Genomic DNA, 11,904 nt, shown 5'->3' on the forward strand with positions numbered 1-11,904 from the left:
GTCCATACACTAACATGAGTTACCAAAAAAAAACAACGCCCCAGAGGTGCGGGAACACTGCCGGGGCGTCTGACCGATAACGTTAAGAGGATAACGTCATGGCTACCAGTAAGTTTACCTATGTGTTCGCGGCAATCAACCGCCACCTGCCGAAATCTCGCCCGGTCATGCTCCGCACCATTGCAGCCGATGAAAAAAGCGCCCGTGAACGTTATGCGCCGGACTATGATCTCATTTTCTCCTGCCGCCTGCCTGCCGGGGGTGCAAAATGAAAACTTGCAACCTTGTTGAAATGCTTCAGTTCAGCCTGGATGATGACCACATGAAGAAAATCATCGCCAGCGTCGGAGAAGAAGGTGCATTTTCATTTCATGAAGAGGCTGACGCCATGAGAGAGGCATTATCTTTTTGTGCTGATGAAATGTTAGATCACATTGCAGGTTTAACGCCCGAGGATCCTAATTTTATTAAAAGGTTGTCAGCGCTTGGGGAAATTAACAGACTTCAGGAGTACATCGCATTTGTTAATAATTCTATTTGTTGGTGGGACAGAGAGTTGAGGAATCGTAATGGACGTCAGGGGTAGGAATTTTATTCTTCGGTTAGCCGAGGATAAGCGTCAACAATTTGACGATATGTTACGCCGCAATGGTTATGGGGGTTACTCTGAGGCGCTTGAATGGCTTCGCTTCTATGATGTGATTTCCTCACGCACTGCTTTATCGCGATATTCCGCACTATTGAGAAAGCGCGATGGAGTAACAGAAGGTGCTGCCGGAAGTTACCACGTGCGAACTCACAGGGATACATTAAAGAGAATTAGTGAAAATGATATCCAGTGGATGCAACGAGTAGAAGCAAAGCTCGACAGGCTACTCGAACTACTGGAGAAAGATAAAACCTGATAACCAACCATTAAAAGGGAGCGCACGCTCCCTTTCTAAATTCACATTTACCCTCTTCCTTTTACTATGTCACTTTTTCCCGGTTAGAATCACTTTATCCCACTTATGAACTCTGCCCCGGATGTTAAAGAAAGGGAGGGCATCCTGAAAAAGTTAATGTTTCTAACCATCCATGACAAGAACGCGCTGGATGATCATATAAAGGCCAACCGATTCAGAAACGTCAAAGATAACGTAAGGTTCGCGGGGTTGCTGGGTTACGGGACTTCAAAATCAGCCATGTGCAGGTACATAAGAAAGCTAAAGGCGGAATATGGTGAATACAAACTTTAATACATTGCTGGCCCAGGCCCCACACAAAGACATAACAGCAATAAATAAATTTATTACATCCTCCTGCTTTACCCGCACCGGACAGGAAACGCTTTCGTTTATCCGTAAGATGGGATACAGGTATAACCTTTGTGATACAAGTATCTATATCAGGCTGGTTAAAGAACAGTTTGAAAAAGCTCGTGAAAAATTTGGTGATACTGTTGAAATAGATTTTTTCTGTGATGTTGCAGGCACGAAGTATTTCGAAGATTTTATGGCCGTTTATGATAAAGATTCATTTTATCAGGAAATGATAAATTTCAGTCCCGACTTCAATTACACGGGGAATCTGAAGAGTATTCGGAATCGCGCATTCACGGCTGTCAGAGAAAAAGACCTCCAGAATCCGGGTGAAGGTATTTCTTATCTTATTGGCGCACTGGAAAATGCACTAAAGAAGATTGGTGTAAATCCTGAAGATGATATAAACGGAATGACCAAGGCGCTCATAATGGCCATAACCATTATGAATGATATTGGTGGCATGCAATTTTACCTGCCGAAAGGTGAATTGCTTAAGCGGTTGGTTAATAAAATAGATATTTATACTGACAGCTACACAATGGGTACGCAGCAACTTGCAATAAAGTACGGCGTTTCATTTAAAGCAATCACGCTTGTTATTAAATCCGTCAGACAGGCAATAAAAGAATACGAGGGGAAATAATGAAATTATCTAAAGAATTATTCAGCGCTGGTATCAGTCTTGGTATTGAAACGATGCGCAAGAATCTCCCTGAGCCTTTAAAGATTGTGGAACAGGGTGTTATTGCCGCCTGTAAAGAGATTGGGCTTGATCCTGAGCATGAAATTAACGGCATCCCCTTTGTCGGTCGGGTCATGGTGCGGGTGATGGAGGCTCAGCTTGGAGAGAACCTGATGCCGGAAGCGGAGGAAGATTGTGCACATCTCATTTTCTGCACCAAAGTTGCCGCTTACGCTGATGCTTTTGGCGCAGAAAAAGCCGCTGACGAATACGAGTTGACACTTAAACAGGTGGAAGAAATCAGCCTGCTGGTTCACGGGTTTCAGGATGAGGTTGCAGGCATCGGGGAACGACTGAAACAAAAAACGCATTAACGGGCCTCTGGGCGTTTTTCTGGTTCAGGCTACACACGTGTAGCACCTGAAACCACTTAAACGTTTCCGGAGCGATTTGAACGTGGTTTGAACACGGTGTGGTGATAAGTATGAACGTAATGGCTTTATGTTCTGAGTTAAACGCAGAAAAAGCGGCCCCGGAATGGATCGAGTTACTTCCGGCCGGGCCGGATATTGTTGGCCGTGATGGTCGTAGCTGGCGGCTGAGCGATCCTAAAAAAGTTGCTGAGGCTTTCAACAAACAAGGCATGTCTCTTGTTATTGACTACGAGCATTCAACAGAAGTTAAAGCACCAAAAGGTGACGAGGCTCCCGCCGCTGGCTGGATAGAATCTGTAGAGGTTCGTGATGATGGTTCGGTCTGGGGGAAAGTTGACTGGACTAAAAAAGCGAATAATTCAATTGTCGATAAAGAATACCGTTTTATTTCTCCGGCATTCAACCACACAACGAGTGGCGAAATCACCCGCCTCAGAAGTGTGGCGCTGACCAATAAGCCCAATTTAACCCTGCTGGCACTTAACTCGCAGGATGAATGGGGAGAAGTGGCTCAGGCGTTAGGGGTGGAAAGTATCAGTTCTCCTCAGGATGTACTGAAAGCACTTAACCGGGAAAAAGAATCGACAGCTAATAAAATCGTTGATGACGTTATTGCTCAGGCAATTTTCTGCCCGGCCCAGCGAGAGCAGCTTATTGCGATGTGCTCTCAGGTTGGCGAAGAGCAATTCCGGGAGTTTGCCAAAATTCAGTTAAATACTTACGGGAAAATGGTGAACACGGCTAAAAGTCATCGTAATTATTCAGGTACGGGTCATAGTCGATTAAATGAGAGTCAGGTTGCGGTGTGTCGTAATACTGGCGTGAGTGAAGATGATTATTTAACTGCTCTGGGGAAAGAGAATGGTTGATTCTGTAAATATTGATGGCATCGTTGCTGATGCTCAGGTTGCCTTTAACGTTAAGTTTGAACAGGGTACAAAAGCTTACCAGCCGAGCCACGTTCAGCTTGCTAATGAGGTTCCGTCTTCCTCCGGGTCTAATGCTTACGGCTTTCTGGAAGAATTCCCGGAAATTAAAGAATGGCTCGCCGACCGCCAGTTAAAAGAATTGTCCACTCAGGACTATATCCTAAAGAATAAAACGTTTGAAAGCAGCATTTCAATCAAGCGTGAAGATTTTGAAGATAATGACTATGGCAAATATTCCATGATTTTCGAACAATACGGACGGAAAGCAGCACAGTTTCCTGACAAGCTTATGTTCGAAGCGATGGTTAAAGGCCACACGTCACTGGGTATTGATGGTCAGAACTTCTTTGATACTGACCATCCGGTTAATGACGGCACATTATCCAACATCTACGGCACCGCGCCGGAATCGAACCCGAAACCAAAATGGTATTTGTTTGATGCCACTCAGGGGCTGAAGCCTTTTATCTATCAGAATCGTCGCCCTATCGTCATGACGGCAGTTACGCGCCCGGAAGATGCCGAAGTCTTCCTTAAAAACCGCTACCTGTTTGGCGTGGATGGACGTCTGAATGTGGGGTACGGGATGTGGCAGTGTGCCGCCGCATCTTATGACGATCTGACGGAAGAATCTTTCAGCCAGGTCTATGACGGCATGTTATCCATCAAGGGCAGCAGCGGTGATCCACTCGGCATTGTACCGTCGATTATTGTTGTTCCGGTCTCCCTGCGGTCGGCAGCAGAGAAAATTCTCTTACGCCGCCAGTTGGATAACGGTGAAGACAACCCGAACTACAAACGCGTTGAAATCATCGTCAGTCCATACCTTTAACCCTTTTAAAGGCTGGTTTAACCAGCCTTTAATCATTAAGGAATCCGCATGAGTAACAGGCTGAATACAGAAATTCTGATTAACCTTACTGGCAACCTGACCGCCAAAGCCCGCCAGTATGGTGCCAACATGTCCGAGTTCGCGCGGCGTAGTGAGCGGGCTATGTCTGTGGTCAAAGCAACGGCCTCAGCTGCGGGACGAGGTATTGATGCTCTCGGGAATCGTTATACAGCAGCAATTGCTGGTTTCGGTGGCAGTGCCATGCTCAGGAATTTCACCACTACAGAGCGCCAGTTGACACAACTGGGCATTGTCGCAGAGAAAACCCGCGCAGAGATGAGATCAATGTACGAAGGCATTCAGGACGAGACCTTCAAAGTCGGCATTGATCCTAAATCACTTTTGGAAACCTATGGCATTATTAATGGCATGATGGGAAGCGTTGAGTTTGCGGAAAAAAACAAGGATACGCTTGCTGCGACACTTGCGTCGACTGGTGTAAGCGGCGAGGAGTTGGGGGCGCTTGTTTCCCAGTTCCCTAAATTCACAGGATTTGACAAAGCCAACCCCGAAGATTTAAAACTTGCCGTTGACGGCCTTAACCGTCTGGGTAAGGAAGGTTCCTTCGAGCTGGGCCACATGGCAAAATACCTGCCTTCTATCTTTTCTGCGGCGGCTGCGATGGGGCAGACGGGTCAGAAAGGGATTATGAATGTAGGCATTCTGTCTGAAGCTGCAAACGACCTCACAGGCAATCCCGCAATAAGCACCACACATATTCAAAGCCTGCTGACCAATCTGCAAAGTGGTAAAACAGAAAAAGCGTTAAAAGATGTGGGTATTAGCACCCGCAATAAAGATGGTGGGTTCCGTGATATTGTTGAACTGGCGACAGAGATTGCCAGAAAATCAGCACACTACAGTCTTAAAAGTGGAAAGTCGCAAACTTCATTACTTGAAGGTGCGGGCTTTGATGATTATTCAGTCAGATTTTTACAATCAATGTCCACCCCCGAAGAAATAAGACGTATGGAACGTTATCGCAATGTCATTGCTGATGGCAAAAGTATTTTTGTTGATGCGAAATATGCATCGGATGATTTCGCTTCCTCATTACAGCGATTGTCTATTTCATGGGAAAAATTCTCGAACTCTCAGCTTTCAGGTCCGGTAAGGGAACTGGCTGATTATATTAACTCCGTGGATCAGAACTCCGTTCAGAACTGGCTTGATGTCGGCAAACAAATTGCTATCGCTGGAGCTGGCTTCATCGCAGCCCGTAAAGCTTTTCAGTTGGGCAAAGGCGCGTGGGATTTGTTTGGTGGTGGTAAGTCAAAAGGTATTCCAAAAGGCGTTTCAGACACGTTCGGCGCTGGCGTCATGCCTGTCTATGTCGTGAACATGGGCGCGGGAGGTATGGGTAATACTGGTAATATTCCGGGGAGTCCAGGAGGGCCAGTCGGTGGCGCTGGTTCCGGCTGGTTGGGCAAAGCGCTAAGAGGAATTGGTAAGGTTGCAGCCCCGATAGCTGGAGGTATGGCGCTTTATGATGAACTACGTACCCAATATGGCTTATATGACCATGTTGAGGAACTGAACAAACAAGTTGCTGGCAGCAATGATGCCTCTCCGGGAGAGAGGGACTTTGCCCGAGAAAGCAGCCGCAACCGGCAACGCATGGCCGATAAATGGCAATCTCTGACAAACTGGTTTGACTCTATAGGCAATGATCCGCAAATTGCTGATCCACGTCCGTGGGCATCTATGCAGCCCCAGAATCAGCCGGGTTACCCGTTCCCGTCACAGCAAATACAGGGGCATATTGAAGTCGAGGTTCATGATAAACGTGTACAGGTCAGGAACGTAAAAGTTAATGTGCCAACAATCACCATGAGTGCGTGGTCTGGTGTTTGTAATGTAGAGCAGAGCTGATTTTATATATGGGAAATGAGCCGATCCCGGTTCTTTTCCCACTGAATAAATAACAAAAAGAAACAGATGTGACTTTATAAAAGGGTTTAAAAACTTTATTTTCCGGTTGTTGTTTTAGCTAAGTTATTGTTTTCGATCTTTAAAATAATTTGAAGTCAATATATCGGATGTATCAATTATTTTGCAAATTTTCAAGTTATCCACAGATATGGTATCAAATAGATGGTCGCGTCGTTTTTTTCAATTCCCACCCGCAAGCTCCTGAAAATACCCAGTTGTTTTGATTTATTCCCGGATAATCCCGGATATTTGGCTGGTATCAAATAAATTAGTTCTTCACAGTTACCCCTTTCTCCTGCAATTCACCGGAGAGGGTGATGGCCTGACCATTGCGGTTGAGGGTCATCAGATTAGCCATCGCCTGCGGCTTGCTGGCGATCCCCAGTTCAAGACCGTACAGCAGGCCGTAGAGAATATGTGCCGCGTCCAGCTCGCCGGCCACCAGCTTGTCGCGCACCGCCGCCCAGCTGGCTTCCTTACTCGCCACCAGGGTGATGCCATACTTTTTGTCAAACCCCTTCGCCGCGGCGATAGCCAGCGGCGCGCAATCGGTCAGCGGAATAAATCCGACCCGCACGCGGGTTTGCTCCGGTTTGTCCGATCCGCCGGCCCATGCGGCCTGCATCACCCCCGGCAGCAGCATCGCGCCGCCCAGCGCGGCCCCTGCCTGCAGCAAGCGCCGCCGGGAAATTGAAAACTTGTCGCTCATATCCGCTCCACCACGCGCAAAAAAAAAGCGTCCGACAGTGCATACGCACCGCAGGACGCCTTTATCCACGGACACCCGAACCGCCATTGGTTCGTTGTCCGGACTTTTATTCACTCAATAAGTAATGCAAACGGGATGCCAGCTTTGGCAATCGCGCGCTGGCAGGCTTTTTCCCAACGTTGGCCGGTTTTTCACGTAAAAGTGCACCGCCGACAGGCAGAGAATGCCCATCGATTGTGCATCTACTCCTTTGGTGTTAGCGGCCAAATCGCCTTCACCATCAGCAGCGCGCGGGCTATCTCAACCATGCGCTGATTTTTGTCCATGGCCATCTTGCGCAGCGTCTGCCAGGCCTGCTCCTCCTGCATTCCCTGGTGCGTCATCAGCAGGCTTTTCGCTTTTTCGATCAGCTTGCGTTCTTCGAGCGCGTCTTTCAGCGAGGCCAGCTGGCTGGAGAGCTGCTGCAGCTCATAGGCCTGCTGGCGCACCAGCGGCAGCAGCTGTTTATCCAGATGCGGCGTCAGGGTATCGACTTCCTCGCCGGCCAGCCAGCCAGGCGCGTCGTCCACTAACAGCGCGTCGGTGGCGTTCAGCAGATCGTCGATCAATTGCTCTTCCACTTCGCGCAGGTGTTCAAGCCGCTGGGTTTGCAGGCCAAACCAGCGCAGCGCCGTTTCCCCGCCGTCGGCGGCCGGCTGGCGGGTACAGGCGATCCGCCGCAGTTGCTCAATGTCCAGGCCGGCCTGGCATTGGGTGATAAACAGCTGGACGGTCGCCGGGCTGCCCAGCACCTGAAAGCTATCGAAGCAGGGCTGCTGACCGTCAATACGGTCCACCAGCTGCTGGCGCAGGCTGTCGCTGAACTCGCCGCGGGTAAAGCCCAGAGCGCCCAGCGCGCGCTCCTGACCCACCAGCTCTTTACCCTGCATAAAGCTGTACAGCGCGACCATGCGGCCGGCCACCGGCGGATCGTCAATGCTGTCATTGAGCTGCGGGACGATGTTCAGCAGATGGCGGATGACACGGCTGAACTGCTCCGTCGCGGCTTCCGCGGCAATCTGCCGGCGGGCGATCTGCTCACGCAGCGCCGGAAGCTGCAGCAGATCGCCAACCGCCCTGGCAATGCGCCAGCACAGCGCGCTGCCGGCGACCGTACGTGCCCGTTCGAGACTGGCATAGAACAGCGCTAACCGCTCATCAACCAGCGCCCCGCCCGCCCGACACTCCGCCGCATACAGTTGGCCGCCCGAGCAAAGAAAAATATTCGACGCCCCGCGCTCGCACTGCAGCATATGCACCAGCGCGCTGAGCTGGCTGGCCAGTTCCCCCAGTTGGCTAAGCTGCTGAAGCTGTTGTTTTTGCAGGCGACGCGCCAGCTGCAGCCAGGCCGTCTCATCGTGCACGTGACCAGTCGTATTATTCATACCCCTCCTCCGGGTTAACGCTTTATACTGCGGTAAAGCAATAACCGTGCCTTTAAGAAGGAGTTTGTATGCAACGTATTGTGATTATCGCCAACGGCGCCGCCTATGGCAGCGAATCCCTGTTCAACAGCCTGCGCCTGGCCATTGCCCTGCGCGAGCAACAGTCCGACCTCGATCTCAAGCTGTTTCTGATGTCCGACGCCGTCACCGCCGGGCTGCGCGGGCAGAAGCCGGCGGAAGGATACAATGTGCAGCAGATGCTGGAGATCCTCACCGCCCAGCAGGTGCCGGTGAAGTTGTGCAAAACCTGCGCGGACGGCCGCGGCGTCAGCGCGCTACCGCTGATTGACGGCGTGGAGGTCGGTACTCTGGTTGAGCTGGCCCAGTGGACGCTGGCGGCAGATAAAGTGCTGACCTTCTGAAGGTAGGCCGTCGAACGGGATGAAATGTCACGTATTGGCGCTTGAAGAGACAAAAAAAACGTTAGCTGAATGCTTTCAGGAACAACGTCATTTTTGTTTAATCTTTATCCCTTTTTTTGATCAAAATCAGCATCCCGGCCCGCGCCGTTTGGTGTGATGCACAGAGCAAAGTGTGAACAATATCACGCGAGGACTGGGTGGGCAGGATGCTGTAGCGGGACAGAAACGGGGTACAAAAATGGCGATGGTTAAAGCAAGTTTGACGTTATTTGGTGGTGACACACTGGTGGTGCGGTGTTCAGAGCGCTGCCATATTCATCTAATGAGCGCGAAGGTCCCGGGCGATAGCCATGCGGATATTCTGAGCGTGCAGGATCGGGATAGCGCCTATCTGACGGTGCCCTACAGCGGCACCTGGAACGTGCTTATCGACAGTCACAGCCAGTCACTGGAGCACTCCATCAGCTACGTTCCGGCCTGACAGTTACTATCAGAACACACGCCCGGCCGTGCCGGGCGTGAGATTCATGACAAACCTCATGCAATCATTGTACTTGCAGATTGCACCAGAAAAATAACAGGGAAAATCAATTTATTGATTTTCGGCTGATAACCACCAGTAAGGAAAAACCACGCTTTTTCCTTACTGGTCAGCAATCGGACGCCCGGCCATGCCGGGCGTTTTATTTTCCGCGCGCTCAGGCCAGGCCCGGCGTCGGACTCTCGCCCAACAGCGCGCGTACGCTGGCCACCAGGTCATCAAGACTGGCGTCGTGCATCCCCAGCTTGCTTAGCGCCTGCTCGAGCGAAAACAGATACTGGGCGTTGGTGCCGAGCGGCCCGCTGGCCCGGGCGATCAGCGGGGCGATAACCTGGGCGCTGGTATCCGGTTCAAACAGTGGATGGCGCGGATCCATAATAAACACCAGGGCATTCACCGTCCGTCCGTCGTCCAGCTCCAGCTTGCACCAGGTGGGCAGATAGCAGCCGGTGATCATCTCCCGCTTCCACAGCAGGGTCAGCTCTTCTTCCAGCGTGTCGTCAGGCAAACGATAGGCGACGCCGGTGGTTCGGCCGCCCTCTTTGAGAGCCAGCATGCGTCCCGGCTGGCAGGCGCTACCGCGCCCGGCGGTCAACCGCAGGCAAAACGCACGATGCCAGCCCGGCAGCGTCCCGGTGCAGGACTCGCGATAATTGAGCGCCGGGTTCCAGATAAGCGAACCGTAGCCAAAGATCCACACTGAGCCATCATCCGGGCGGCAGGCCAGCGTCGCCGCCAGCGAGGCTGCACGTTGTTCTGCCGACCAGAGTAGCGATTCCTCAATAGCGCCAAACGCTGTCTTACAATCCGCATTCATTAAGAAATCACGAGTTAACACTGTTTACTACCTCCGCCACTGCCCGCTTCCCGGCGTTCGTCTCATGCATCCGTCAATATTGCTGAAATATTATCCAGCTTTATCCTTCAATAAGCAATCAGCGGGGCGCTGGCAAGCATAAAAGCGGCGTCAGCAATTATTTTTTCTTATGCCACTTATCATCATCGCCTTTCTCGTAACTGTTCTTCACCGCCGCCCAGGCGACTTTGTGCGCCGTCTCTTCGCGGCTGGCGTCATCGCGCCGCTCATCTTTATCTTTATATTGATCCCAGGCGCTGTTAAACGCTTCTTTATAAATTTCCTGCGCATGAGCAGGCAGAACATGCTGAACGCTGTCGGGGAGTTCTTGTTTATTGCGATAGGGCATACTGACCTCCTGTTTGAGCATTAAATTTAAGTCTGGTACGCAAGCGGCTGGTTATCAAGGTCAAAATGAGTAGAAAAATTATTTTAGTAATTATCTGAATAGTAAGAACTAAATAGTGGTAAACATAAATTATAATAAACTAATCAAGATATCACTCGATACCCGTAAATTTAAGTAAAAAACCAGCGGTAATTTATCAAAATCTGTTACTTTACCGCCCTACGTTTTTATAATTATAACACCTGCATAAATGGAGATGGTTCATGACCCATGCACATGAGGCGGTAAAAACCCGCCATAAGGAGTCTTCCCTCGTCTTTCCGGTGCTGGCGCTGGCGGTGCTGTTTTTCTGGGGCAGCAGCCAGTCACTGCCAGTGGTTATCGCAATTAATATCCTTGCGCTGGTCGGTATTTTAAGCAGCGCCTTCAGCGTGGTCCGCCACGCCGACGTCCTCGCCCACCGCCTGGGCGAGCCCTATGGCTCCCTGATCCTCAGCCTGTCGGTGGTTATCCTTGAGGTCAGTCTGATCTCGGCGTTAATGGCCACCGGTGACGCCGCGCCGACCCTGATGCGTGATACGCTCTACTCCATTATTATGATCGTCACTGGCGGTCTGGTCGGTTTCTCTCTGCTGCTGGGCGGGCGTAAATTTGCCACCCAATATATGAATCTGTTCGGCATTAAGCAGTATCTTATCGCCCTGTTTCCGCTGGCGATTATCGTGCTGGTGTTTCCGATGGCGCTGCCGGGCGCAAACTTCAGCACCGGGCAATCGCTGCTGGTGGCGGTGATCTCGGCGGCCATGTACGGCGTTTTCCTGCTGATTCAAACCAAAACCCATCAGAGTCTGTTTGTTTATGAGCATGAAGACGACAGCGACGATGACGACCCGCACCACGGTAAACCGTCTGCCCACAGCAGCGGGTGGCATACCGCCTGGCTGCTGGTGCACCTGGTGGCAGTGATCGCGGTCACCAAAATGAACGCCAATCCGCTGGAAACGCTGTTGACCAGCATGAACGCCCCGGTGGCCTTTACCGGCTTCCTGGTGGCCCTGCTGATCCTGTCGCCGGAAGGCCTTGGCGCCCTCAAAGCGGTGCTCAACAATCAGGTACAGCGGGCGATGAACCTGTTTTTCGGCTCCGTACTGGCCACCATCTCGCTGACGGTCCCGGTGGTCACCCTCATCGCCTTCCTGACCGGCAATGAGCTGCGCTTTGGCCTTGGCGCCCCGGAGATGGTGGTGATGGTCGCCTCGCTGGTGCTGTGCCATATCTCCTTCTCCACCGGGCGCACCAATGTGCTGAACGGCGCGGCCCACCTGGCGCTGTTCGCCGCCTATCTGATGACCATTTTCGCCTGACCCCGCTTACCCGCCCGGCGGAGTCCGGGCGAAAAAAAAGCCTGCCGGTGTTAACACCGGCAGGCT

At 51.2% G+C, this 11,904-nt stretch carries 14 protein-coding genes and 1 pseudogene; 11 read left to right on the top strand and 4 right to left on the bottom strand.

Annotated features, from left to right (window positions below):
* Positions 1 to 98: 98 nt before the first annotated feature.
* The 8 genes from HMPREF3096_RS19935 to HMPREF3096_RS19975 all read left to right on the top strand — a co-directional run bounded on the left by HMPREF3096_RS19935 (position 99) and on the right by HMPREF3096_RS19975 (position 6,113).
* Entirely contained in the window at positions 99 to 272 is a 174-nt protein-coding gene (locus tag HMPREF3096_RS19935) for a host cell division inhibitor Icd-like protein (protein ID WP_070544553.1), read from the top strand.
* Positions 269 to 586, top strand: coding sequence for a hypothetical protein (locus HMPREF3096_RS19940; protein ID WP_023301641.1), 318 nt, complete (start codon positions 269 to 271; stop codon positions 584 to 586). The genes HMPREF3096_RS19935 and HMPREF3096_RS19940 overlap by 4 nt, the downstream gene beginning before the upstream one ends.
* Complete coding sequence (locus HMPREF3096_RS19945; protein ID WP_070544554.1) at positions 570 to 905, top strand: hypothetical protein; 336 nt, start codon at positions 570 to 572, stop codon at positions 903 to 905. The genes HMPREF3096_RS19940 and HMPREF3096_RS19945 overlap by 17 nt, the downstream gene beginning before the upstream one ends.
* A 313-nt stretch (positions 906 to 1,218) precedes the next feature.
* Positions 1,219 to 1,947 carry a Mor transcription activator family protein gene (locus HMPREF3096_RS19955; protein WP_070544555.1) on the top strand — a complete coding sequence of 243 codons (729 nt, stop codon included), beginning with the start codon at positions 1,219 to 1,221 and terminating at the stop codon, positions 1,945 to 1,947.
* Positions 1,947 to 2,360: a hypothetical protein gene (locus HMPREF3096_RS19960; RefSeq protein WP_023301643.1), complete on the top strand. Its 414-nt coding sequence runs from the start codon at positions 1,947 to 1,949 to the stop codon at positions 2,358 to 2,360. The genes HMPREF3096_RS19955 and HMPREF3096_RS19960 overlap by 1 nt, the downstream gene beginning before the upstream one ends.
* A gap of 110 nt (positions 2,361 to 2,470) precedes the next feature.
* A complete protein-coding gene (locus tag HMPREF3096_RS19965) occupies positions 2,471 to 3,289 on the top strand; it encodes a phage protease (protein ID WP_070544556.1) in 819 nt (272 codons plus the stop codon).
* Positions 3,282 to 4,181 carry a Mu-like prophage major head subunit gpT family protein gene (locus HMPREF3096_RS19970; protein WP_077270176.1) on the top strand — a complete coding sequence of 300 codons (900 nt, stop codon included), beginning with the start codon at positions 3,282 to 3,284 and terminating at the stop codon, positions 4,179 to 4,181. Before HMPREF3096_RS19965 ends, HMPREF3096_RS19970 begins: the two co-directional genes overlap by 8 nt.
* Positions 4,182 to 4,229: 48 nt before the next feature.
* Complete coding sequence (locus HMPREF3096_RS19975; protein ID WP_070544557.1) at positions 4,230 to 6,113, top strand: phage tail tape measure protein; 1,884 nt, start codon at positions 4,230 to 4,232, stop codon at positions 6,111 to 6,113.
* 340 nt (positions 6,114 to 6,453) lie between these two features.
* On the opposite strand, the pseudogene HMPREF3096_RS19980 reads toward HMPREF3096_RS19975, so the two are convergent.
* Both HMPREF3096_RS19980 and nasR read right to left on the bottom strand, forming a co-directional pair.
* Positions 6,454 to 6,882: pseudogene (locus tag HMPREF3096_RS19980) on the bottom strand (ABC transporter substrate-binding protein); the annotation flags it as partial.
* Between the two features lie 242 nt (positions 6,883 to 7,124).
* Complete coding sequence (nasR, locus tag HMPREF3096_RS19985; protein WP_070544558.1) at positions 7,125 to 8,306, bottom strand: nitrate regulatory protein NasR; 1,182 nt, start codon at positions 8,304 to 8,306, stop codon at positions 7,125 to 7,127.
* A 68-nt stretch (positions 8,307 to 8,374) separates the two neighbouring features.
* Between nasR and HMPREF3096_RS19990 the strand changes: the two genes are divergently transcribed.
* Positions 8,375 to 8,728 (top strand): DsrE/DsrF/TusD sulfur relay family protein, encoded by a 354-nt coding sequence (locus HMPREF3096_RS19990; protein WP_012541343.1) that lies wholly within the window; start codon positions 8,375 to 8,377, stop codon positions 8,726 to 8,728.
* 238 nt (positions 8,729 to 8,966) lie between these two features.
* Positions 8,967 to 9,209, top strand: coding sequence for a DUF1883 domain-containing protein (locus HMPREF3096_RS19995; protein WP_002910387.1), 243 nt, complete (start codon positions 8,967 to 8,969; stop codon positions 9,207 to 9,209).
* A gap of 217 nt (positions 9,210 to 9,426) precedes the next feature.
* On the opposite strand, the gene HMPREF3096_RS20000 is transcribed toward HMPREF3096_RS19995, so the two are convergent.
* Together HMPREF3096_RS20000 and chaB are read right to left on the bottom strand one after the other, a co-directional pair.
* Positions 9,427 to 10,107, bottom strand: coding sequence for a gamma-glutamylcyclotransferase (locus tag HMPREF3096_RS20000; RefSeq protein WP_004203203.1), 681 nt, complete (start codon positions 10,105 to 10,107; stop codon positions 9,427 to 9,429).
* Positions 10,108 to 10,243: 136 nt separating this feature from the next.
* Entirely contained in the window at positions 10,244 to 10,474 is a 231-nt protein-coding gene (gene chaB / locus HMPREF3096_RS20005; protein ID WP_008804392.1) for a putative cation transport regulator ChaB, read from the bottom strand.
* Positions 10,475 to 10,737: 263 nt separating this feature from the next.
* On the opposite strand from chaB, the gene chaA reads away from it, so the two are divergent.
* A complete protein-coding gene (chaA, locus tag HMPREF3096_RS20010; RefSeq protein WP_008804391.1) occupies positions 10,738 to 11,838 on the top strand; it encodes a sodium-potassium/proton antiporter ChaA in 1,101 nt (366 codons plus the stop codon).
* Positions 11,839 to 11,904: the final 66 nt, after the last annotated feature.

The organism is Klebsiella sp. HMSC25G12, from assembly GCF_001807705.1.
In the GTDB taxonomy this organism is placed as follows: domain Bacteria; phylum Pseudomonadota; class Gammaproteobacteria; order Enterobacterales; family Enterobacteriaceae; genus Klebsiella; species Klebsiella variicola.